At 61.8% G+C, this 21451-nt stretch carries 18 protein-coding genes; 8 read left to right on the top strand and 10 right to left on the bottom strand.

The genetic code is table 11. From position 1 onward, the window contains the following. Positions 1–36 precede the first annotated feature (36 nt). The 7 genes from DSC91_RS27930 to DSC91_RS27895 all read right to left on the bottom strand — a co-directional run bounded on the left by DSC91_RS27930 (position 37) and on the right by DSC91_RS27895 (position 10234). Entirely contained in the window at positions 37–471 is a 435-nt protein-coding gene (locus tag DSC91_RS27930) for a CHRD domain-containing protein (RefSeq protein ID WP_115781814.1), read from the bottom strand. 515 nt (positions 472–986) lie between these two features. Continuing rightward, positions 987–5411, bottom strand: a complete 4425-nt coding sequence (locus DSC91_RS27920; RefSeq protein WP_167470525.1) for an ATP-binding protein — start codon at positions 5409–5411, stop codon at positions 987–989. Positions 5412–5476: 65 nt separating this feature from the next. After that, entirely contained in the window at positions 5477–6223 is a 747-nt protein-coding gene (aqpZ, locus tag DSC91_RS27915) for an aquaporin Z (RefSeq protein WP_115781812.1), read from the bottom strand. Between the two features lie 245 nt (positions 6224–6468). Further along, a complete protein-coding gene (locus DSC91_RS27910; RefSeq protein ID WP_115781811.1) occupies positions 6469–7113 on the bottom strand; it encodes a response regulator in 645 nt (214 codons plus the stop codon). A gap of 111 nt (positions 7114–7224) precedes the next feature. After that, a complete protein-coding gene (locus DSC91_RS27905) occupies positions 7225–7917 on the bottom strand; it encodes a response regulator (RefSeq protein WP_115781810.1) in 693 nt (230 codons plus the stop codon). A gap of 153 nt (positions 7918–8070) precedes the next feature. Then, a complete protein-coding gene (locus DSC91_RS27900; protein ID WP_175172047.1) occupies positions 8071–8724 on the bottom strand; it encodes a response regulator in 654 nt (217 codons plus the stop codon). 193 nt (positions 8725–8917) lie between these two features. Next, entirely contained in the window at positions 8918–10234 is a 1317-nt protein-coding gene (locus tag DSC91_RS27895; RefSeq protein WP_115781809.1) for an MFS transporter, read from the bottom strand. A gap of 98 nt (positions 10235–10332) precedes the next feature. Between DSC91_RS27895 and DSC91_RS27890 the strand changes: the two genes are divergently transcribed. From DSC91_RS27890 to DSC91_RS27865, 7 genes are all read left to right on the top strand, one after another. Then, the gene (locus DSC91_RS27890; protein WP_115781808.1) at positions 10333–11220 is read left to right on the top strand and encodes a LysR family transcriptional regulator; all 888 of its coding nucleotides are present in this window, start codon (positions 10333–10335) and stop codon (positions 11218–11220) included. Positions 11221–11709: 489 nt separating this feature from the next. Continuing rightward, positions 11710–12426 (top strand): c-type cytochrome, encoded by a 717-nt coding sequence (locus DSC91_RS27885; RefSeq protein ID WP_115781807.1) that lies wholly within the window; start codon positions 11710–11712, stop codon positions 12424–12426. Then, positions 12423–13802, top strand: a complete 1380-nt coding sequence (locus tag DSC91_RS27880) for a c-type cytochrome (protein ID WP_115781806.1) — start codon at positions 12423–12425, stop codon at positions 13800–13802. Before DSC91_RS27885 ends, DSC91_RS27880 begins: the two co-directional genes overlap by 4 nt. A gap of 30 nt (positions 13803–13832) precedes the next feature. Continuing rightward, positions 13833–14009 (top strand): hypothetical protein, encoded by a 177-nt coding sequence (locus tag DSC91_RS37920; RefSeq protein ID WP_167470524.1) that lies wholly within the window; start codon positions 13833–13835, stop codon positions 14007–14009. A gap of 2 nt (positions 14010–14011) precedes the next feature. After that, a complete protein-coding gene (locus tag DSC91_RS27875; RefSeq protein ID WP_115781805.1) occupies positions 14012–14584 on the top strand; it encodes a cupredoxin domain-containing protein in 573 nt (190 codons plus the stop codon). Further along, a complete protein-coding gene (locus tag DSC91_RS27870; RefSeq protein WP_115781804.1) occupies positions 14571–16196 on the top strand; it encodes a b(o/a)3-type cytochrome-c oxidase subunit 1 in 1626 nt (541 codons plus the stop codon). Before DSC91_RS27875 ends, DSC91_RS27870 begins: the two co-directional genes overlap by 14 nt. Beyond that, on the top strand, positions 16193–17002 hold the full coding sequence (locus DSC91_RS27865) for a c-type cytochrome (protein WP_115781803.1): 810 nt from the start codon (positions 16193–16195) through the stop codon (positions 17000–17002). Before DSC91_RS27870 ends, DSC91_RS27865 begins: the two co-directional genes overlap by 4 nt. 147 nt (positions 17003–17149) lie before the next feature. On the opposite strand, the gene DSC91_RS27860 is transcribed toward DSC91_RS27865, so the two are convergent. Together DSC91_RS27860 and DSC91_RS27855 are read right to left on the bottom strand one after the other, a co-directional pair. Next, a complete protein-coding gene (locus tag DSC91_RS27860; protein ID WP_115781802.1) occupies positions 17150–17620 on the bottom strand; it encodes a hypothetical protein in 471 nt (156 codons plus the stop codon). Positions 17621–18002: 382 nt separating this feature from the next. After that, positions 18003–19643, bottom strand: coding sequence for a methyl-accepting chemotaxis protein (locus DSC91_RS27855; protein WP_115781801.1), 1641 nt, complete (start codon positions 19641–19643; stop codon positions 18003–18005). 305 nt (positions 19644–19948) lie between these two features. Between DSC91_RS27855 and DSC91_RS27850 the strand changes: the two genes are divergently transcribed. Continuing rightward, positions 19949–20749, top strand: a complete 801-nt coding sequence (locus tag DSC91_RS27850) for a bestrophin-like domain (protein WP_115781800.1) — start codon at positions 19949–19951, stop codon at positions 20747–20749. 144 nt (positions 20750–20893) lie between these two features. Here DSC91_RS27850 and DSC91_RS27845 read toward each other — a convergent pair whose 3' ends face one another. Next, positions 20894–21433, bottom strand: a complete 540-nt coding sequence (locus DSC91_RS27845; RefSeq protein ID WP_115781799.1) for a single-stranded DNA-binding protein — start codon at positions 21431–21433, stop codon at positions 20894–20896. Positions 21434–21451: the final 18 nt, after the last annotated feature.

Here is a 21451-nt window from a genome sequence, read left to right as displayed (position 1 = left end):
CGTCATCGGGCAACGTTTTTTTCGTTGTCCTCTTGCCTAGTTCGCCGGCAAAACCTGCCCGCGAATCTCACCCGTCGGGTTCTGGGCGGTATGGACGTTGAAGTACCACTGTCCCGCCATCAGGTCCGTTACCTGCTGTTCGGTGAGCGCCGCCGATCCTTTGATCGGGCTCGCGAGCGCGTCCTTCCCGATCGGCACCTGGACCTTGGCGTTCTGCCCGACCGGCGCGGGACCGTGGAAGTGCGCAGCGGTTGCCGGACCACTCAGCCCTTCATAGGTGATCGTCCACTGCAGGGACTTGGTCGACGTATCGAATGTAGCGTTCAACATGCCGTGTCCGTGACTTACGCGCGGCGGAACTTCGCTCGACGGTTCGAGATCGGCCTTCAACGCCACCGCATCCGCAAAGGCAACGCCCGACGCCAACGCCCACACCACCACGGCAAGATTCAGTTTTCGAAGCGCAATCATGGTCTTCTCCGGACTTTGACGCACCGCCGCGCCGACATTTCGGCCACGCGCGGAGCCCCCACATACTAGTGCAAATCCGTTGCAGCGGTTTGCGTCGGGGTCAAATGGCATCGCGGCGCCTGGCGCTCGTGCGTGCCAGGGAAAAAAGCACCGCAAGCGGTGCTTCGGTGCGTTTCCTTCCCACGGAAACGCTTCCGAAGCAGAGCCGGAGCGATGCTTTCATGGATATTTACGAAAAGTTAATTGCGCAATTCGTAATGAATCTTTTGCGCAGTCGCAGTTATGATTCGAAGTGCGAGAAGTGACTCCTTCATCGAGGGATGTCTCCAAATCTTTAACGCGGCTTCGGCCGCGTTTTTTTTGCCCTCTCGATTCATCGCCTGGATTGGCTCGCGAGCTCGTGCCAACGTGATTGCCCAAGCGAGGCTGCAGCCGCGTGTTGTCTCGTCCCGTCCCGTCTAGCCTAGCTGCGGTGCGGTGCCGTGCAGTGCAGTGCAGTGCACTGCGACACAGTGTCATGCAAGCAATGCAGCCTGCTCCTCGATGCCGTCCAACATTGCGTTGCACTTGCGCGCCAACACCAGCCCATCGCTACGCAAGCGCTCCCGCGTCTTGACGGTGATGTCCCGGCGATAGTTTTCCAACGCGCTGAGCAACGGCGGGTACTGCAGCACGCCCGCCGCCCCCGCCACACGATGATGCCACTCGCGCAGACGCTCGACCTCCACGCACTCGAGTAGCGGCGACAACGCCAGCACATCTTCGCGCACCGATGAAACGAACGAATCGAGCAATGCCTTAACCGTCGATTCGCTCCCCCACAACTGCGTCATGTGACTGAGGTCGACGGGAACGAATGGCTCGGGAGCGCCATGTGCATCCGGCCCCGAAACCGCCGGCGCGCTGGCCGTTTCAGCGGGTGCCGCTTGCCGTGCGCTGTCAGTGCCGAACCAACGGCTCAGGTAATCGCGTAGCGTAGCGAGCCGCGTCGGCTTGACGAGGCAATCGTCCATGCCGGCGTCTCGACATAATTTCAGGTCTTCCGGGGCGGTGTTTGCGGTAATCCCCAAGATCGGCAGATGCTGCGTGCCATCCTGTTCCCGTTCCCGTTCCCGGACGCGCCGCGCCAGTTCATAGCCAGACAGGTTCGGCATATGGCAGTCCGTGATCAGACATCCATAGCTGGTTTGTTCGAGCGCGGCCAAGGCCTCGACGCCGTCGTTCGTCACGTCGCAGGCAAAACCGAGCAAGGCCAGTTGGTGACGGATCAACTCCTGATTGACCGGATGGTCTTCCGCAACCAGGATCAGCCTTCCGGTAGCAATGGCCCGTTCGCGGTCCGGCGGGACGACGGTGCCTTCAGCAATACGCGGCATGCCGGCGGAACGCGGCGCCACGGAAGACAATCCCGTCACCGCCGCGGCGCACGCCGCACCGAGACCGCGCCACGAGATAGGATTGATGCTCACGCGCACGTTGTTATCGAGGATGCGGTAGCCAGTCGGCTTCGGCTTCTCTGTCAGACGGATGATCCGCGCTCCGGGCTCGACGCTCGCGGGCAACACCACCTCTTCACCGAGGAAAATCATATCCACTCCTGTCAGCGCGGCCGGATCGCTGAGCGCGGCCACGTCGGGCGACACGCGGCGCAACTCGAGTCCGAGCGCCTGACCGAAATGCATTAGCGCCTGCGCGACCCGTACGTCACGCGTCGCTACGACGGCGCGCTTGCCGCGCAAGGCGCTCGCAGAGTAACGCTGCGACTCCACAGGCATGGTCAGGCGCACCGTAATGCGCGTACCGACCCCAGCTTCGCTGCGCAATTCGAGGGTGCCGTTCATCAGGTCGATCAGCTTGCGGCAGATCGTCAGGCCCAGACCCGTGCCGCCGAAACGGCGGGTGGTGGACGACTCCGCCTGCACGAAGGGCTCGAACAGGCGCGCCTGCACGTCCGGCGCAATGCCGATGCCGGTGTCCTGAACAGTTATCTCGAGCGTCTGCGCGTCGCCGGTCTGATCGACGATCGCAAGCTGCACGTCGACCTCGCCCTCAGGCGTGAACTTGATGGCGTTGCCGAGCAGATTGAACAAGATCTGCCGCAATCGCACGCTGTCACCGCGTAGCGAAGCCGCAACTTCGGGCGCGATATCCACGCGCACCTTCAGCCCCTTTTCGTGGGCACGGCCCGCGAGCAAGCCGACGGCGTTGTCGACCAGCTCGCGCATGTCGATCGGTTCGGCTTCGATCGTTAGCCGTCCCGCTTCGATCTTCGAATAATCGAGCAGGTCGTCCAGAATCTGCAGCAATGCCCCAGCCGACTCGTGGATCATGCTCAGCATTTCCCCTTGATCCGCGTTGAGCGCCGTGCGCTCCAGCACTTCGACGAGGCCGAGCACGCCGTTCATCGGCGTGCGGATTTCGTGACTCATCATCGCGACGAAATCATCTTTCGCGCGCGAGGCGGCTTCAGCCGCGTCACGCGCTCGCGCGATTTCCTCGGACCGTGCGTGCTCGGCGCTTGCGTCCACCCAATAACCGCTCCACACAACGCTGCCATCCTTCTCGCGGCGCGGCACCAGTTCCGCGCGCGCCCACTTGAGTTCAAGCTCGACATCGAAACGAAACTCCATGTTCACCGGCGTTTCGCAACGCGCCGATCGCTCAAGTTCGGCCAGCACAAAGGGCCGGTCCTCTTCGCATACACGTCTGAAATCGATCTCTTCGCGGCTCATCAGCGAGGTGTGGTCGCCACCCAGCAAATGTCGCGTATCGCCGCCGATGTATGGAAAGGAATAGACGCCGTCTGCGGTGCGGCGCAGTTGAAATACGACAGCCGGCAACGAGCGGGTAACGTCGAAAAGGCGCCGCTCGGTTTCACGTGCGAGCATTTCGGCACGCCTGATATCGGTTATGTCGACCATCGTTCCGAGCACGCAACTCGGCTTGCCGTCACTGCCGCGACAAAGCCGTGTCCAGAACAGGCCGTGCCGCAGATCGCCCGTGTCGCGGTCAAACTGGAGTTCCGCCTTTGCCGGTTCGCCGCTTATCAGCATCTTGCGTGTGAGGTCATCCAGAAGGTGACTGTTGGCTTCACCCCATGCCTGGACGTCCACGGCCATGCGTCCGATCACCGCTTCGCGGCTTAAACCACAGGCTTCTTCATACGCCCGGTTGATGGCGATGTAACGCCCATCCAGATCTTTGGCGACGAGCGGATAGGGAACCATCTCCATCATGGTTTCCTGGAAGTTCAGCTGGAGCGCCAGCTCGAGTTCAGTCTGTTTGCGCAGCCTGACTTCGCGTTGCAGCAACAGATAGGCGCGCAATGTAACCAGCAATACGAGGCCGATGCCGATCAGCAAAGGCAAAAGGCGTACCGCGGTAACGCTCCATGTTCCCTGCTCTCGTGTACTGCCCGTCACCCATTTCTGCCGGATGCGCTGCTTCTCGGCCGGCGGCATGGCCAGCAATGCACGGTCGATCAAACTCGCGAGCGGGCCGAGATCGGGGCGCACGGCGAAGCCGAGCGCGTCGGACCCGCCGACCGTGCCGAGGATCTTGAGCACACCGGCATAGCGCTGCTTGAGCAAGATATCGACGGCAGCGACGTTGCCAACCAGTACGTCTGCCTGGCCCTTCTCGACCATCTTGAGCGCGTCGTCCAGACTGGGGGCAACAGCGATGTTGGAGGCTGGAATATTGTCGATCGCAAGCGGAATCGAGCCGGCGATATGCGACGAGACCACAATGCGCCGCGAGGCGAAATCGCTGAGCGCGCGCGCGGCGGGTTCGTCTTCCCGCCCCACGATCACGAGCGGATAGGTTTCGTAGGCACGGGTGTGCTGCGCGCTCTTCAGACGTGGATCGTTGCTGGAGGAGGTGGCTAGAATCGCCAGTTCGCCGCGCTGGAAAGCGCCGATGGTCGCAGGCCAGTCGGCCGTGTTAGCACGATTGAACACAACGCCCAACGCGCGGCTGAGATAGTCGAGATATTCGGCGGCAATACCGGCGGGATGGCCAGAGTCGTCGACATAGCTGAAAGGCGGCCAGCCGTTATCGAAACCCACCTGCAGCGGTGGCAGCGAACGGAGCCAGGCCTGCTCTTCCCGTGTCAGCACGAGACGTCGCGCAGTGGACGCAGCTTGCGCGTCGAAGCTGCCGGATAGCCAGCGCACGCGAATGGCCGTATCGTCAACCGGGTTCATCGACGCGAGCGCGCGGTCGAACTGGTCGCGCAACTCGGCCCGATTGCGCGGCACCGCAAAGCGCAAGTCAGCGATTCTGCCGCTTTCCTCGAAAGCGATGCGCAGCCCACGGAATTCCTCCGTGGCCAGCGCGTACTGAACCGCCGGCGTAAAACCGAGATAGGCATCGGCATCGCCTTGCGCGACTGCCTGGAGCGCCGCGTGCGTGCTCGCGAAAGTTTCGAGCTGGGCGCGCGGAAAGCGCTCGCGCAACGAGCGTTCCAGCGCAAAGCCTTTCTCTATCGCGAGACGCGCCCCGGCAAGCTGCCTGGCGCTCGCATACGCATCCCCGTCGCGGCGGACCGCCACCGACGCGGATGCACGAAAGTACGGCGTAGTGAACCTGAGGCAGCGCTCCCGCTCGGGTGTACGAGCGAGGCTCATGACCAGGTCGACATTGCCTGCGCATGCCGCGGCCAACAGTTGCGGCATGTCTGGATACGCTTTGGACTCAATTACGACGTTCGGCCCAACGAGCGCGCGCAGATAGTCGGCGCTCAAACCGGCTAGCTGACCATTCTGAAGCCCGTCGAAAGGCATCCACCCATTAGCCAGAACGCCGACCGTCAACCTGGCAGGAAAGGCGCCGCCTGACGGATGCGACATGCCGGCAAAAGCCCGGGCCGCCGCTGGCTGCATCTGCGCGAGGGCAAGGGCGCACACAACAAGCAGGCACTGCGATACACGTCGTGCCATCCGCCACACTGCTGCGCGGCGTTGGCGTTTCATGGCGGGCATCATGAAATGAGACCAGGCGGCGCTCACGCGACTTCGCCCTGCTCGCGAGCGAGCAACACGGTGTGACGGCCGGACTTGCCCAGGAGAAAGGAAAACAGTGCGCCGGCCGCGACGCCACCCAGCAACGGCGCTGCCCAGAACAGCCAGAGTTGGTCGAGTGCCCAGTCGCCGGCGAACAGCGCCTGACCGGTGGAGCGAGCCGGATTGATCGAGCCGTTGGTAACCGGAATCGACACCATGTACACGATCGCCAGGCACGCACCGGCGACCAGCGGCGCGATCGGCCGCAGCTTTCGCCGGCAGGCCACCATCAGGCTCGCCATGACGAAAGCGAACGACAGCGCCAGCTCGACAACCAGCGCAGAATGAAGTTGATAGTCGGCCGGAGAATGGTCGCCGAAACCGTTCGCCGCAAATTCGCTCGCGGCCAGTTCGAAGCCGGGGCGGCCGCTCGCCACGTAAGCAAGCAGCGCCGCGGCTCCGACGGCCCCGAGAATCTGGGCGGCAACGTAAGGCAGCAGATCCCGAACCGGAAAACGCTGCGCGACCGTGAAGCCGATCGTGACAGCCGGGTTGAAGTGCGCGCCGGAGATGGCGCCGAATGCGTAGCTCGCCGTCACGAGCGCAAGACCGAAAGCGAGTGAAACCTCGAGCACGCCGTAACCTTGCTGGGCGCCCCCGGTGTTCAATACAATGCTGCCGCAGCCGATGAACACCACCCAGGCCGTCCCGACCCCTTCGACCCATAACCGCTTGCCTAGCCCTACCATCTCGCCTCCCTGCACGTGTGCAAATGGCAGACGGCGCCTCACTCCAGCCGCTAGACATCTGCCTGAATTTTCCAGGCTCGTCACTGCTGCGTCTGGCGAAATGACTGCATTCGCCAGACGGGCATTGGAAGTCGAGCCTCAGTTAATTCACAACTATGAAACGGCAGCGTCGGCCAACCAATCAGAAGACTCCTAAATCCCGAGAACCATCGCCTGGGTCGAGGTTCAGTTCTCTCACACGGCTGTCAGGCCAACCCTATCTGTCTCGCATAATCAATAAGATCGTTTTCCGTCTCGAGACCGAGCTTGCGCATCGCGCTACGCTTTTGAGTGCTGATGGTCTTGCCGCTGCGTTGCAGACGTGTCGCGATCTCGTGAACAGCCAGACCTCGCACATAAAGTTGGAAGACCTCCCATTCGCGCGCGCTCAGCACGCCCGCGCGCGGCTGCGACGGCGCATCGGTTGCATTTATCGCGACGCGCGCCTGATTCGATAGATAAATACGGCCGCTAACCGCTGCCTCGATCGCTTCGATCAACGCCGCGGCGGTATCGCGCTTGTCGACGATTCCTGCGACGCCGAGGTGCAATAAACCCGAAAGCAGGTGCGCATGACAGATCATCGTCAGCACGACGACGCAGGGATGCGACCGCTCCCGGAACAGGCGGCGCAGAAAAGAGACAGCGTTGCTGGCACCGTCAATGCCCGGCATGCCGATATCCGACACGACGACGTCGCACACATGGATGTCGAGCAACTCCGCCAGCGTTTGGGTATCCGGTGCCTCGCCGACTATCTCAATGTGAGGTGCCGCTTGCAGCAGGCGCATCACGCCAACACGAACGCAATCGTGATCGTCGGCCACGATGACTCGGATTTTTTGTGTCATTTTTTGTTGTCTTATCGACTGGCACTCCCTGCACGCGACGTGCCTCCCCGGGATGTGCCAGGTGCATCTTCAGTTCGCCACGCCACCAGACCGGCGCGGCGCCTCGCCGGCTCAGCGCCGGTTTTGCAAACAATCCTCCGAGATCACGCCATGCTCGACGGCGAAGCGGAACAATTCCGCGTCGCTGTGCAGGCCGAGCTTGCGCATCGCAGTACATTTCTGGGCGCTGATGGTCTTGACACTGCGCCCGAAGCGCTCGGCAATCTCCGTCACGCCAAGCCCGGAAGCGTATTGCGTGAACACCTCCAGTTCGCGGCGCGACAGCATTTGCCGGACAAAATCGAGCCGCTGCACGACCGTTGCGTCGGCAATCAGCGAGCGCACCGCCGGCCCGAGATAGCACTCGCGGGCCAACGCCGTGACGGCGGCCACGTGAATCAGATCGATCCGGTCGCGTTTGCTGATCAGCCCGTCGACACCGAGCGCGACGACCTTTCTCAGCGCGGCCGCTTCGGTTTCCATGGTGAGCACAACAAGTGCAACATCGGGATAGCGTGCCTTGAACTGTCTGACCGCTTCCAGTCCGTCGCCATGGATGCCTCCTGGCATGTAGAGGTCCATGAAAACGAGGTCGCATGGAATACGATCGACTTCATTGAAAAGTTCTGTGGTGTCGGCCGCACGGCCGACGATTTGCATATTCGGATAGCCCACCATCAGATTCTCGATCGCCAACAGAACGAGTGGATGATCGTCCGCAATGATGGTTCGAACAGGTGTGCTTGAGTCCGCGTTATCGTTCATTGTCTTTTTTCTCCCCCGTATCCAGATTCCCTGTCGCTCTCTCCGAAGCAACTGGCCCTGTCGCGATCATTGAACATATTTCGGAGGATAAACATAAGATCGCTCCGAAATAGCCCGATGAGAACCGTTTTAATAATTGATTAGCTATGCGATTTAACTTTCATGAACTCCATGAACACGAATATAGGCAAAGAGGCCGGGATCGTTGGTGACACCGAGTTTAGCCATTGCATCGCGTTTTTGACGACTGATGGTTCGACGATGACATCCAAGCGCGAGCGCGATCTCGGCGATCGAATGGCCACGCACGGACATTCTGATAACTTCCGCCTGCCTGCGGGACAAACGTGAAGCCACCGGCAGATCGCACGTCTCGTCCCAGGGCTGGGCAAGCGCTTCGGCGACAGAGCGGCCGACGTACACCTCCCCTTTGTCACTCGCCTCGATCGCATGCCAAAGCTCGTCCATCGTCTCCATTTTGCTGAGCGCACTGACCACGCCATCCGACACGATGGCACGCAGAATCGCCGTGTTCGTCAGAGCCGTCATCACGACGATGTGCAACAATGGCCACGCAGATCGGATTCGCCTGACAAGATCCAAACCGTCTTCGACCACACCGGATGTCTCCGGCATCGTCAGGTCGGTAACGAGCACATCGCATGGCGTGCTCCGCAAAAGTTCGATCAACGAGGTGGGTGTGGTCGCCTCACCGACAATGGTGACACCGGCACGCATTTCCAACGCGGCCCGCACGCCAAGTAGAACGAAAGGATGATCGTCCGCCAGAATGATTCGAAGGTTCACTATGATTTCTCTCGGTTGTTGTAGGTCTATTCGGCGAGTGCGCAGGGGAAATCCCAGTCGCTTTACACCTGCTTTGACGGCTTCCTGACATGCAATGACGTGTCAAGCGCGGCCATAGAACCATCGCTACAACTGGGAGAAAATCGGAGCGCTCCGAAACCCGCCGAGAATTTGATAGCCGATTGCGTCTCTATCAAAGGGAGACTACGTCGCGATGCGAATTGAATACACGAGCCGCGCGTGGAAATACCGGCAACGCAATCAACGCACACACACTGGCTACCGCCCACACCATTGGCCATGAACCCACCGACAACAACAGCGGAATCGCGAGCGGCGTCAGGAACAGCGTGAGAAAGACACAGGTGTTGCCGATTGCGAGTGCGGTGCCTGCGCGGTTCGTCCCGGCGAGCGTCGCGAGTTCCGTGAAGGCAACACCGTGCCACGCGGATGCGCTTATGCCGCCCAGCACGATCATCAGCGCGAACACCGCTGTCATCGCCGCGGGGTGCATGCCGACCAGGCCCGTCACCAGAGCAAGCGATGCAAACAGCACGGCGGTCAGCACACTGCAGGCACGCATATAAGCGCGTCGATTGCCGCGCCGGTCGGTCCACGCGCCGCTCCACACCCGCGCGACGGCGGCGCCCGTTTGCACCGCGGCCATCGTCATGCTGATCGCCAGTACGCCGGCGCGGCTGAAGTCGTGCAGGAATACGGTCCCGAATGTCACGATGGCAATCTGCGGCACGCACAACGCGCCGGCGCCGAGCGCCACGCGCCAGATGCCGATATCGCGTAACGGCGAAACCTTCGCCGGCGCGGCAGCGGTAGCGGCAGCGGCAGCGTTGCGAGCCGGACCCGCGCCACTGCCATCGGTGTGCGAAGGTTCGTGCAGCCAGCACCACGCGAACACCGCGGTCATCGCGCACGCAAGGGCCAGCACGGTGTACACGCTGGCAAAGCCGAATCTCGAGGCGAGCACGGGCAAGACCAGCGCGCCCAGCCCGCCGCCGGCCGGCACCGCGGTCTGCCGAATGCTCATCGCGAGGCCGCGCTCACCTTCGCGAAACCAGGCCATCACTGCGCGGCCGCTCGACCCGTTGACGCTGCCGCCAAGCAGACCAACCAGCAGCAAGCCAGGCGCAAGCGTCGCCACGCCCGGCACATGCGCGCCGGACGGCACCACGAACAAGGCCAGCCCGGCTAGCGCCGCGGCGGTCGAAAGCAGTCCGAGCAGCAGCACGCGACGGTCGCCCCAACGGTCGGTCAGGAGTCCCCACGGCAGCTCGCTTACCGCAATGCCCAAGCCGAGCATGCCGAGCACCAGCCCCAGCCCGTCGTTGCCGAGGTGATAACCCGAACGCAAAAACACGGCCGTGGTCGGAATCCCCGAGAACGCAGCCGAAAAACTCGCGTTCGCCGCAAAGCCGACTCCCAGCACCTTCCACCGATGGCCTGCTGCACGCGCACCCGGTACCCGCGCGGCGACGACTGATTCGCTTCCCATGACAGCCTCTGCAATGGATGAATTGGAGGTATCCTACGGCTGGGCCAACCATCGGAAAAGCCGGAAATTCAGATGACTTCCATCGGATATGCCGAATCATGAGCCAACGCGGATTTGACCTGACACAGCTGCGCACCTTCGTCGCCGTCGCCGAATCGGGGAGCGTCTCGGCGGGCGCGGAGCGCGTGTTCCTGTCGCAGTCGTCGGTGAGCGAGCAGTTGAAGAAACTCGAGGAACGCGCCGGCCAGCCACTCTTCGTGCGCAGCAAGCAGGGGGTGACCGCCACACCGGCCGGCAGCCGCCTGCTCGATCACGCGCGCCGCATCATCGCCATGAGCGAGGCGGCGTTCGAAGACCTGCAAGGCCGCTCGCTCGACGGCGAACTGCGCATCGCCATCACGGACTACTTTCGTCCGCTCGACATCGCGCGCATTCTCAGGACGTTCTCGGAACAGCATCCGCGCCTGAAACTGCACGTCACCGTGTTGCCGAGCGCCGTGATCGACAGCAGCGCCGGCGACGATGCGTCGTACGACATCGGCCTCTCGCTGCGGCTCGTCACCGGAAGCGCGCGTTCCACCAGCCAGCGCGCTACCGCGCAGAGCACCGTAGTGCGGCGCGAGAAACTGCTGTGGGTCTGCGCAGCCGATGCCAATCCGCGGCCGGCTACGCCTTATCCACTGGTATTGCTGCCGTCGAGTTGCCAGTTGCAGCGCTTCGTCGTGAAACTCCTCGACGAGCACAAGGTGCCGTATCTGGTGTCGCATTCGGCCTCCGGGGTGGCCGGGCTGCAACTCGCGTTGAAGGCTGGACTAGGCATTTCCTGCCTGAACGAATCGTCGATCGGGGCGGGCATGATGGCCTGTCCCCCGAGCGTCGGATTGCCCGCACTGCCAGCCGTCGAGTTTCATCTGCTGCCGGGGCGGATCGGCGAAAGCGAACGCGTCAGCAATGCACGCGCGGCGTTGACGCGTCTCTTCAGCTGACGCGCTCGGCGTCGATGCCCGCGCTGCGGCTCATGGATCGCGACAGCAACGTAGCGCAGCGCATCCATCGCATTCGACGATGCATCCGCACTTGAATCGGACGCAGAATAAATGTTGAAGGCACTCTAATCGACGCCTATGCTGATCCAATACGCCACTGATTGGCCTTCTAAATTTCATTGACGCATCGGATAAATTCCTGCAACCTGCTACACGTCTGCGAGACGCATCGCGCGTTATTACCACAATCCGAAAATCGCCACCCAATGGCGCACCCGGACAGACCGTTGCTTTATAAAGCATTCGCATTGCCGTATCGATTCAGTACTGCGCCTCCTTAATAATTCATCTTCGATTTGCTGTTCATGCAGTCGTTGTAAAAAGAATTGGCAGGCTTGTCACGCATCGTTCATCGAATCCGATGAGTGAATTCACGAGCGGATGTGTGAGAAATAAATAGCGAAAATAACCGTCCCCGCGAGGCCTGGCGTGCATCGTAGAACTATCGGATTTTCGATCCTGTTGGTGTTTTACGTCATGTGGCGTGGCGCGGCGTTCGCAGCCACCGACACACCAGGCGCGATGCCCTCGGCGATGGACGAGCGCGTGCGCGCCTGCACCTCGTGTCATGGCGTGCAAGGCCAGGGCCTGAACAACGATTACTTCCCGCGTATCGCCGGCAAGCCGGCCGACTATCTGTTCAATCAGTTGACCGCGTTTCGCGACGGCGGCCGCACTTATCCGCCGATGGGTTATCTGCTCGCCTTTCTGCCCGACGACTATCTGCGCAAGATCAGCCAGTACTTCGCGGACCTGCAACCGCCCTACCCCAATGCCGATCACACCGACGTCGCACCGGCCGTGCTCGCAGCCGGACAACGGCTCGTCACTCAAGGCGACCCGGCACGCAAGATTCCGGCGTGCATCGCCTGTCATGGCGCACGCATGACGGGTACGCAACCTGGCATTCCGGGCCTGCTTGGCCTGCATGCGAGCTACATCGCCGGGCAGATGGGCACATGGCGTTCAGGCACGCGTCACGCGCTTGCGCCGGACTGCATGCATTCGATCGCCGTCAAGCTGACCGACAAGGACATCACCGCGGTGTCGAGCTGGCTCGCGCGCCAGCCGCGTCCTGCCGATCCGCGGCCCGCGCCGGCATCCGCTGAGCGGCTGCCTCTCGCATGCGGGAGCCAACCGCAATGAAGCCGACCCTCCGCTCGATCCGCACTGTTTCGCATGCCATGACGAAGCGTCGTCGCACCGCTGACTCGCTCGTCTCCGGCGTGCTGATTGCCGGCTTGATCGTCGCCGGCGTCGCGTTTCTCAGCGCACCGCCGGCGTTGTTGATCACGGAAGCAAGCGCCGCTGAAGCCGTGCCTGCCGCCACGACGGCAACGCCCGCTGGCGACAAAGCCGACACCCGCCCCGACATCGTCAAACGCGGCGAGTATCTGGCCCGCGCCGGCGACTGCGTCGCCTGCCATACCGCGCCGCGCGGCAAGCTGTTTGCCGGCGGCCTGGCGATGGACACGCCATTCGGCACGCTGTATTCGCCGAACATCACGCCGGACGCGCAGTACGGCATCGGCACATGGAGCGAGGAAGCGTTCTTCAGGATGATGCGCACCGGCCGCACGCCGGACGGCACCCTGCTCTACCCGGCGATGCCGATCGCCCAATACACCAAGGTCACGCGCGAAGACTCGAATGCGATCTTCGCGTACCTGAAGTCCGTGACACCGGTACGCGAGCCGAACCACAAGCACACGCTGCGCTTCCCGTTCAACCAGCGCAAGCTGCTGTACGGCTGGCGCACGTTGTATTTCCGTGAAGGCGAGTTTCAACCCGATCCGACCAAATCGGTCGAATGGAATCGCGGTGCGTATCTGGTCGAAGGGCTGGGACACTGCACGATGTGCCACACCAAGATCAACATGCTCGGAGGCTCGTCGCAAAGCGAGCAGTTCGCGGGCGGTCTGATTCCGGTGCAGAACTGGTACGCGCCCTCGCTCACCTCCGACAAGGACGGCGGTCTCGGCGACTGGAGCATCAAGGACATCGTCGATCTGCTGCAGGCGGGCATCTCCGATCGCGGCGCCGTGTACGGGCCGATGGCCGAAGTCACTTATCACAGCCTTCAGTACATGACGGAAGACGACGTCAAGGCGATGGCGGTCTATCTCAAGACGTTGCCGAACAATCAAGGCCGCAAATCGGGGCCGTCCGCGCCGACCAATACCAACGTGTTCGCGCTCGGCGAAAAGATCTACGCCGACAAGTGCGCGCTATGCCACGGCGCGAACGGCGAGGGTCATTTGCAACACTACCCGCCGCTCGCAGGCAACCAGTCGATCGAAATGGACTCCGCGGTCAACCCGATCCGCATCGTGCTCAATGGCGGCTTCCCGCCCGGCACCATGCGCAATCCCGAGCCGTACGGCATGCCGCCGTTCGGTCAGGAACTGAACGACACCGATGCAGCCGCCGTCGTCACGTATATCCGCACCGCATGGGGCAACCACGGCCAGCCGGTGACGTCCCGCGAGGTCAACGAATTGCGCAAGGCGCCGCTGCACTGAACCTGAACTGCTGCACCGGAGAACCTCCAGATGGAAGCGAACGATACCCACAGCGCGGCCCCGCCTACGGATGAGGAAGTGGAGCGCGTCGTCGCCGCCGGCCCGCACGGCGCGATCGCCGTAGCCGGCGTCGCCGTGCTGATCGTCATGGCGATCTGGTTCGGCTTCTACTTTCTTGTCTTTCTGCCGCGCGGCGTCATCCACTGACTATGTCGACCGATTCCAATCACCAACCGGGCAGCGGCCACGAAGTCGCCTTACGCGCCGAGCGCCGCTGGGCGATTTTCGCCACCGCGCTGATCGTGCTGATGCTTGTCGTCATCGTGTTCTCGGGCTTGCATTGGGCGATGATGCCGCCGTCGCGGGTCGAGACGATCGATCCTTCGCGCCTGCAACTGTCCGGCGAATTCGTCGAAGACAACCTCGGCAGCGCCGTCGAACCAGATGGCTCGGTGGTCGTGCGTTTCATCGCGCAGCAGTATTCGTTCACGCCGCAATGCCTGCTGGTACCTGCCGACACGCCGATCACGATCCGCACCACCAGCGCCGATGTCGTGCACGGCCTGCTCGTCACCGACACCAACATCAACACGATGGTCGTGCCCGGCTATGTCGCCACGCTGAACACACGCTTCGACAAAACCGCCGATCACACCATGCCGTGTCACGAATTCTGCGGCTTCGGCCATCAGACCATGTGGGCGCACGTCAAGGTCATCGACAAAGCCGCGTTCTTCGAGCAGGCCCGACAATCACGGAGGCTCAGCTGTGTTTCTCGCTAAGCGACTCGTTCTCGCGCATTTCTGGCTGGCCTTCATTGCGTTTCTGGTCGCGCTGCTGCTCGGCGCGTGGCAGATGCTGGTACGCAGCCCGCTGGTGCCTTGGGTCGGCGACCCGGAGCTTTACTATCGATCGGTGACCGCGCATGGCTCGGTGATGGCTTACGTGCTGCCCACCCTGGTGTCGATGGGCTTCGGTTACGCGATCGTCGAACTCGCGCTCGCGCAGCGGCTCGTCGGTCTCAAGTGGGCCTGGGCCGCGTTCATCATGCTGGCGGTCGGCGCGGTGATGGCGATGGTCCCCGTCGCGCTCGGCCAGGCCTCGGTGCTCTTCACCTTCTATCCACCGATGATCGGCAGTCCGTTCTATTACCTCGGGGTGGTGCTGGTCGTGGTCGGCTCGTGGATCTGGGTCGCGCTGATGCACGTGAATCTGCGCGTCTGGAAGCGTGCCAATCCCGGCAAGCCGATACCGCTTGCGATGTTCGCCAACGTGGCCGGCGCGTATCTGTGGGCGTGGACCGCGATCGGCGCGGCGCTCGAAATCCTGTTCCAGATATTGCCGGTTGCCTTCGGCCTAACCAACACGATCGACGCCGGCCTCTCGCGCATCCTGTTCTCGTGGACGCTGCACGCGATTGTCTATTTCTGGCTGATTCCGGCTTACATCGCGTACTACACGCTGGTGCCGCGAGCGATCGGCGGACGGCTGTATAGCGATTCGATGGCGCGCGTGTCGTTCATTCTGTTCCTTGTGTTCGCGATGCCGATCGGCATTCATCACCTGTTCGCCGATCCGCAGGTCGGCTCGGGCTTCAAGTTCCTGCATGCGGTGTTCACCGGCATGGTCTCGGTGCCGACGTTGTTGACGGTGTTCACCATTTGCGCGTCGGTTGAAATCGCCGGACGGTTGCGCGGCGGCAAGGGTGCGTTCGGCTGGTTGACCGCGTTGCCGTGGCAGAACCCGATGATGCTGGTGATCGCGTTTTCGTTCGTGATGCTGGGGCTCGGCGGTGCGGGCGGCCTGATCAACATGAGCTACCAGTTGAACTCGACGGTGCACAACACGCAGTGGGTGACCGGGCACTTCCATCTGATTTTCGGCGGCGCGATTGTCATCATGTACTTCGCGATCGCGTACGAACTGTGGCCGCAACTGACCGGCCGCGCGATTGCGTCGGTGAAGCTGGTGCGTACGCAACTGTGGCTGTGGTTCATCGGCATGATGGTGGTGACGCTGCCCTGGCACTACGTCGGCTTGCTCGGTGCGCCGCGCCGCATGGCGTATTACGACTACAACATGCCGGGAATGGAATCGCAGGCGTTCTGGGTTGGAATGTCGGCGGTGGGCGGACTGATTCTGGTTGTATCCGGCGTGCTGTTCATTTACATCCTCGCGAAGTCTCAATTCGGACCGCGCGTCCAGCAACAGAGTTTCCGCTTCGCGAGCGCGGTGCAACCGGTGGAACGCGTACCGGCCGCGCTCAATAGTTTCGGCTTGTGGGTGGCGTTGATGATCGGGCTGACGGTCGTCAACTACAGTGTGCCGATCGTTCAGTTGCTCAGATTGCCGCAGACGTCGGTGCCGGCAGTTGTCGTCGGAGCGCAGCGATGAGTCAGGAACGCGTCTTCAGCTTGCGCAACCCGTGGTTCACGGTGAGCCTGGGCGGCACGATTGCGATTGCCGTCGTATCGATATTGATCGGCTTCGTCTGGCTGCCATCGGCGAACAGCGGATTTAGCGAGCGCGGCTTATGGGCGACGATTTGCAGCGCCGCCGGCGTGCCGTCGAGCTGGTACGCCGGCGCCAATATTGCCGGCCCGGCGCCGAGCGAGGTCGTGGTCTTGCCGCCTTTGTGGCGGGTGCGAACCGACGCGAGCTCGATTGGCCGCGGCGCGACGATCGCGACGCAGAATTGTTCGATGTGTCATGGCGTGCTGGGCACCGTGCAAGTGACGGCGCCTGCGTTGGCGGGACAATATGCCGACGTGGTCTATAAAGAATTGCGCGATTATCAGAACGGCGTGCGGCCGAACGCGATCATGCAGCCTATTATTGCGGCGCGCAGCGATCAGGATCTGCATGATCTGGCGGCTTATTATGCTTCGCTGCCACGTGCGCCGGCGGCGGAGGTTTTGCCTAGAGGCGTCGAGCCGGATGCCAATGCGGTGAAGCTTGCGATGCAAGGCGATCCGCAGCGGAATATTGCGCCTTGTGCTGCCTGTCACGGACAGTTGGATCGTAAGGGCGCGGCGCCCTGGCTTGGTGGGCAGTCGTCCATTTATTTCGTTGCGCAGATGCGGGCGTTTGCTACCGGTGCCCGGCATAACGATATCAATGAGCAGATGCGGAATGTGGCCCGGCAGATGACCGCTAGTGAGATTGATGGCGTGGCTAAGTATTACGCGGCCATGCAGTAAGCGCTTGAGCCTGGTTCGGCCTTCGCGGTGCTCAACAGCGAATGACGCGTCAGAAGGCCCGCACTCAGCGGGCCATTCTCCTGCTCGATGTCTTACGCGCAGCTCGCGCCTTTTTCACTGCTCCTGCGTGGTGGCCGCTAGCGCCTGCTAATGTGCAACGGCAGCGGCCTGTGCGCCCGCTTCTGCTTGCGACACGACTTTTGTGCGCATCGGCTTGGGTCGCGTGGTATCCGCGGATTTCGCGTTCAGCTTGTCATCCGATTTCTTCCGCACGGCCTCAGAGAGAAGGCTCGCTGCGCGTTTGGCGGTGATGCGGCTGTGAGGCACGTCCTTCGCATCGAGCGCGATCACCCGGTACAGTTCGCGGTCGCATTCGATTTCGCGCTCGTATCCTTCGCCGGTTTCGACAAGCAGTTCCAGCAACGCCTGTTGGCTTTGCCGTTCGTCTCTTGTCATGCAGGGAGTCCTACGTATCGAAGCCGCCAGCATAACCAGTCTCTCAAGTTGATCCAACTGCCGGTTGCACAAATCGAAAGCTGAAAGCGCGAGTTTCTCGTATTGAAGCGCGTCAACGGGCGCGCGTGAGGTTGCTTGGGGTTTGTTGGTGGATTTGCTCATGGTGCGATTTCCGGTTCGTTCCTGAATCGCCCGACACTCGCTAAAAGATGGTGAGCGGGCACGTAGCGAGGTTGACAGACTGGGTAACGAAACGAAACCAGCGGGCCTTGCGGCCCCCTCACTACGGCCCGCCCATAGAAAAGGCGCGCGTGTTGAAGGGCACTACCCACTTTCGCAGGTAGTGCGTTTCGTTACTACGGGCTGTCAAACCCGCGCCGTTTTGTCTAACGGCAGGAACAATCTAACGCACCTATTTTTTAAGACGATCAACCAAACAAGCTAAATGCGCAAATTATAACTAATCTTTACATTTGGCCCGGCGCGCGTAATGCACGGTCTGCTTTAAAACACCGGCAATAAGCGCCGCGAATGCAACTCCGCATCAAGCCGCTACAACTTCACGCGCATTAGCCTTCCCCGGCGCAGCGGCAGAACTGCCGCGCCGCCCGGCAAAAGAAGAAGCCCCACTCTCCGTCTGAAACACAGCCACCGCCGAAGTCAACCTGCGAGCCTGGTCCTCCAGCGAACTAGCCGCCGCAGCAGCCTGCTCAACCAGCGCGGCATTCTGCTGCGTCACCTCATCCATCTGCGCGACTGCCAGGTTTACCTGATCGATTCCGGTGCTCTGCTCAAGCGCCGCAGCCGCGATCTCACCCATGATCGAACTCACACGAGAAATCGCCCCGACAATCTCGGTCATCGTCGACCCCGAGCGCTCGACCAACTGCGACCCCGCCTCCACCCGCGCCGTCGAAGCATCGATCAAGCCCTTGATCTCCTTCGCCGCCGCCGCGCTTCGCTGCGCCAGCGACCGCACTTCGCTCGCCACCACCGCAAACCCACGCCCCTGCTCGCCGGCGCGCGCCGCCTCGACCGCCGCGTTCAGCGCCAGAATATTGGTCTGGAAAGCGATCCCTTCGATCACGCCGACAATGTCGGCAATCCGCCGCGAGTCGTCGACGATGCCATGCATCGTGCCCACTACCTGCTCCGTCAGATCGCCACCCTGTGCAGCGAGGCTCGATGCACCCTGCGCCAGCGAGCTCGCCTGCTTCGCATTGTCCGCCGTCTGTTTGACGGTCGAGGTCAGTTCCTCGATGCTGGCCGCCGTTTCTTCGAGCGACGCAGCCTGCTCCTCGGTACGTTGCGACAGATCCGTATTGCCCGCCGCAATCTCGCTCACGCCGGTGTCGATGGATTCCGTACCGTGACGCACAGCGTTCACCGTCTCGATTAGTGAGTCCTGCATCTTGCGCAAGGCCGCCGCGAGACGACCCATTTCGTTATTGCTCGTCACGTCGATCGGGCTGGTCAGATCGCCATTGGCAATCCGCTGGAACTGCGCGATGGTGGCGTCGACCGGACTGACAATCGCGCGCACCATCACCGCTCGGCCGATCCATGCGCCCACCAGCGACAACCCCATGCCGATCGCCACCGCAACGCAGATCGCGTAGAACAGGTCCTGTGCGTCCTGATAGCGCTGGGCGCCGTGATCGAGTTGCAGTTGCTCGAGCGTCAGCATCGCCTTTTCGTACGCGCTATAGAGCGACGGCAGCTTGTGCGCCTGCAATTGCTCAAATGCGGTCTTGTCGCCGGACTTGAGCGCGGCCAGCGCCGGATCGACGCCCTCGTGCAGGAAGGTGTCGCGCTTGTCCTGCATGTCCTTGATCAGGCGCTGTTCGTCGGCATCCGTGCTTGCGCGGCTCACATAATGGGCAAGGCGATCGTTCGATGCTTGCTGGTACTGATCAAATCGCTTGAGCACCGCGTTCGCACCGTCCTGATCGTTCAGGTCGACCAACGATGCGTAGGTCGCCAGCGCCAGACGCAAACGCAGCAGCTGTCCGGCGCTACCTTCGAGGTCGGCGACTGCGGGCGTGTCCACGGTGTACATCTGCTGCAGCGACGCGTTGCTCGAACGCAACGACAGCAGTCCGGCGGCGGCGCCGAACAGCAGCACCACTCCGAAGAACACAATCATCAAGGTGAGGGAGGTTCGAATCGACAGTTTTTTCAGCATCGGGCTGGTCTCCATTGGGCTGCCTGACCGACCGTTCAGAAAGCGAGCCTCGGCCACGCGTGCTGCGCCCAAGCCCATACGGCCAGGTCCGCAACTTTTGTTCAAAATTTAAGCGAACGCCACATAAATGGTCTACGGCGGCGTTGCGGAAAACTTTATGGTTGATGGCGCATACGTTTGCGATACATCAATATCCGAGCGGAAGTCAGCCGATGTTCAAGCAGGGGCATTTGCGGGACTACCCGGGTGGTCGGCAAGCAGCGGTTGGTGGAAAGTGACGAGGCACGCGTCCCCGGAGCATTTCTATGTCAGAAATAGGCTCGGCTCTACTGGTTTTCGCTTTATTGCTGATCGGAACCGGCCTGGGCGTGTGGGTGCGACCGTTGCTGCCCGAGGAGCACAAGGCGCACGAAACCGTGCAACTCATCCAGCTGGTTATCGGCATGCTGGTCACGTTTGCCGCTTTGGTGCTCGGGTTGATGACGGCATCCGCGAAATCCAGCTTCGATACCGAGTCGAATGATTTGCGCACCTATGCGGCTGACCTGATCGAGTTCGACACGACCCTGCGGGAATACGGCAGCGATACCGATGAGGCCCGGCGCCTGCTGCGCATGTACACCGCGGCCGCGATTGCATCGACTTGGCCCGCCGAGCCGGCTCCTGCCGGTGATTATCCGCGGAACATCGGAACGCAGGACAACTCGCAGAGGCTGGAGAACGTGCGACTCGGCGACATGCTGACTGCGGTGGGCAGGCAGTTGCGGCAATTGCGGGCGCATGATCCGTTACAACAGCGCGCGCTCGATGACGCCTTGACGCAATATCGGCGAACTGTGGATGCTCGATGGAAAATCATCGAGGAGGCGCACAGCTCAATTTCCATGCCTTTTTTGATGACGCTGACGTTCTGGTTGTGCGTGATTTTTCTCAGCTTCGGGTTAATCGCGCCGCGCAATGCGTTGGCGCTGGTGACGATCTCGCTTGGGGCAGTATCGATTGCGTCTGCCATCTACGTGATCGTCGATCTGGATACGCCGTTCAGCGGCCCGATTGTCGTTTCCAGTTTGCCGATGAGAGATGCGCTGGAGCACCTCAGGCGGTGACGGTTTTTGGTTTTGGCGGTGGAGTTATCTGCGCTGCGTGTGTACAACACGCACTTCTTTCCGTCTTGCAGATGCTCAGGTGCAAATAAAAACCCCGCCTTTTGAGCGGGGTTTTTTGCATCGGTTAATTCGCGTGCGGGTTGATCAGAACGGAATATCGTCATCCATCTCATCAAACCCACCGCCGGCCGGCGCGCTCGGACGGCTCGCACCACCGCCACCACCGCTGCCGCCACGCGAAGCACCGCCACCCGAAACCGCACGGCCGCCACCACCGCCGCCACTACGCTCCGACGGCTCACCGCGGCTGTAACCGCCTTCATCGCCACCGCCGCCGCCCGCCGAGCCGCCACGGCCACCCAGCATTTGCATCTGCTCGGCGACGATTTCCGTCGAGTAACGGTCGGTGCCGTCCTGTGCCTGCCACTTGCGCGTGCGAATGCGCCCTTCGAGGTACACCGACGAGCCTTTCTTCAGATATTCGGACACGATTTCAGCGAGGCGGCCGAAGAACACCACGCGGTGCCACTCGGTTGCTTCCTTGAATTCGCCGGACGCTTTGTCCTTGTACCGATCCGTTGTCGCAAGGCGGATGTTCGCCAGTGCGTCGCCGCTCGGAAGATAACGGACTTCCGGATCGGCTCCGAGATTGCCGACGAGAATGACCTTGTTCACGGATGCCATGAGTTTCTCCTGTTGATT

This window comes from Paraburkholderia caffeinilytica, from assembly GCF_003368325.1.
GTDB classification, from domain to species: domain Bacteria; phylum Pseudomonadota; class Gammaproteobacteria; order Burkholderiales; family Burkholderiaceae; genus Paraburkholderia; species Paraburkholderia caffeinilytica.
The sequence above is the reverse complement of the archived record's forward strand: the minus strand, read 5'-3'. Positions and strand labels throughout refer to the sequence as shown.